At 68.0% G+C, this 2,142-nt stretch carries 3 protein-coding genes; all 3 read right to left on the bottom strand.

Annotated features, from left to right (window positions below; all coding sequences use genetic code 11):
* Nucleotides 1-41: 41 nt before the first annotated feature.
* The 3 genes from AB0G02_RS36500 to AB0G02_RS36490 are packed head-to-tail and all read right to left on the bottom strand — an operon-like array spanning nt 42 to nt 2,037.
* Entirely contained in the window at nt 42-395 is a 354-nt protein-coding gene (locus tag AB0G02_RS36500) for a hypothetical protein (protein ID WP_360803941.1), read from the bottom strand.
* The gene (locus AB0G02_RS36495) at nt 392-1,228 is read right to left on the bottom strand and encodes a carbohydrate ABC transporter permease (protein ID WP_360803938.1); all 837 of its coding nucleotides are present in this window, start codon (nt 1,226-1,228) and stop codon (nt 392-394) included. Before AB0G02_RS36495 ends, AB0G02_RS36500 begins: the two co-directional genes overlap by 4 nt.
* Nucleotides 1,225-2,037 (bottom strand): sugar ABC transporter permease, encoded by an 813-nt coding sequence (locus AB0G02_RS36490; RefSeq protein WP_360803935.1) that lies wholly within the window; start codon nt 2,035-2,037, stop codon nt 1,225-1,227. The genes AB0G02_RS36495 and AB0G02_RS36490 overlap by 4 nt, the downstream gene beginning before the upstream one ends.
* Nucleotides 2,038-2,142: the final 105 nt, after the last annotated feature.

Raw genomic sequence — 2,142 nt, 5'->3', positions numbered from 1 at the left:
TACCTCACGCAGATGTACAGAAATTCCCGCCACATAGCTCATCACCTCCCCACACCCGCCGCACCCAGAAACACCACCGCGAGACCGACCGCCGCCACCCCGCACACGACGGCGACGAAGCCGCCACCCGCGACCCGCGTCCGCAGCACCAGCACGTCCACCGCCAGCACCGCGAAACCGACCACCACCCCGACCGACGCCACCCACCCGCCCGGCCACGCGGCACGCACCCGGTCGAAGTAGGAGCGCACCGTGGTGGTCTCGCCGTCGACGTGGGCCTTGATGTGCGCGCACCCGGCGGCGAGGCCGGGCAGCAGGGTCACCACCGGCAGCGCGAGGAGCAGGACGAGCAGCCCCGCCAGCAGGCACTCGCCGAACAGCGCGAACCGCCTCACCCCTTCAACCCCGACGTCGACACGCCCTCCACCAGGAACCGCTGGAAGAACAGGAAGAACAGGATCACCGGCACCAGCGCCAGCATCGACATCGCCATCAACGCCCCGAAGTCCGACCCGCTCGTCTCGTCGATGAACAGCTGCAACGCCAACGGCAACGGGTACTTGTCCGGCGTGCTCAGGTAGATCAGCGGCCCGAAGAAGTCGTTCCAGCTCCAGATGAACGTGAAGATCGCGGTGGTGATCAGCGCCGGGCGGCACAGCGGCAGGATGATGTGCCAGAACACGCTCCAGTGGTTCGCCCCGTCGATCTTGGCCGACTCGTCCAGCTCGCGCGGCAGCTGGCGGATGAACTGCACGATCAGGAAGACGAAGAACGCCTCCGACGCCAGGAACTTCCCCGCCAGCAGCGGCACGTAGGTGTCGACCAGGTCGAGGTTCTGGAACACCACGTACTGCGGGATGATCAGCACGTGGAACGGCAGGAGCAGCGTGGCGATCATGATCGCGAACATGGTCGTCCGCCCGCGGAACCTCAGGCGGGCGAACGCGTAGCCCGCCAGCGCCGACGACGCGACCGTGCCCACCACCGACAGCACCGCCAGCACGGCGGAGTTCAGGAAGAACCGGCCCACGCCGATCCCGACCACACCGTCGAACACCCGCTCGTAGTTCGCCGCGGTCGGGTCGGTCGGCAGCAGCTCCAGGCTGCCGATGATCGCCTCCGACGGCTTGAACGTCGCCGCCGCCACCCACACGATCGGGTACAGCACGACGGCGAGCAGGGCCAGCACGCACACGTGCCACAACACCCTGGTCAACGACCGCTTCATCGCTTGTCCCCCGAGTCCCCGGAGTAGAAGACCCAACCCCGTGCGGTGCGGAACAGGAACACGGTGACCAGGCCGACGCCGAGCAGCAGCATCCACGCCATCGCTGACGCGTAACCCATGCGGTAGTCGCCGAAGCCCCGGTCGAACAGGTAGATCGTGTAGAACAGCGTGCTGCCCGCCGGCTGGCCGTTCGGCCCGCCCACCACGTACGCCGACGTGAACACCTGGAACGCGTTGATCGTCTCCAGCAGCAGGTTGAAGAACAGCACCGGCGAGATCATCGGCAGGGTGATCGACCAGAACCGCCGCCCCCGGCCCGCGCCGTCGACCTCCGCCGCCTCGTACAGCTCGCGCGGCACCTGCTTCAGCCCCGCCAGGAAGATCACCATCGGCGCACCGAGCTGCCACGTCGCCAGCAGCACGAGCATCATCAGCGAGAAGTCCGGGTTGCCCGCCCAGCCGCCGGTGTCGATGCCGACCCGCGACAGCAGCTGGTCGACCACGGAGTCGTCGCTGAACATCATCTTCCACACGATCGCGACGCCCACGCTGCCGCCGATCAGCGACGGCCCGTAGAACGCGGCCCGGTAAAAGCCCTGGCCCGCGCGCTTGCCGTTGAGCAGGATGGCGACGCCCAGCGCCGCGGCCAGCTTGATCGGCACGGCCAGCGCCACGTACACCGCGGTGACCTCGACCGACCGCAGCCAGCGCGCGTCGGAGAACATCCGCCGGTAGTTCTCCAACCCGATCCAGTTCGGCGTGTTGAACAGGTCGTAGTCGGTGAACGACAGGTACAGCGAGGTCACCATCGGGCCGATGGTCAGCAGCCTCCCACCAGCGCTCCGGGTCGTCGAACCCGGCCGCCTCCGCCAGCGTGCCCAACGGGTCGAGCGCGGGTTTCGGCTGGTCCGAGC

Origin of the sequence: Actinosynnema sp. NPDC023658 (genome assembly GCF_040639995.1) — a bacterium.
Classification (GTDB): Bacteria; Actinomycetota; Actinomycetes; order Mycobacteriales; family Pseudonocardiaceae; genus Actinosynnema.
The sequence above is the reverse complement of the archived record's forward strand: the minus strand, read 5'-3'. Positions and strand labels throughout refer to the sequence as shown.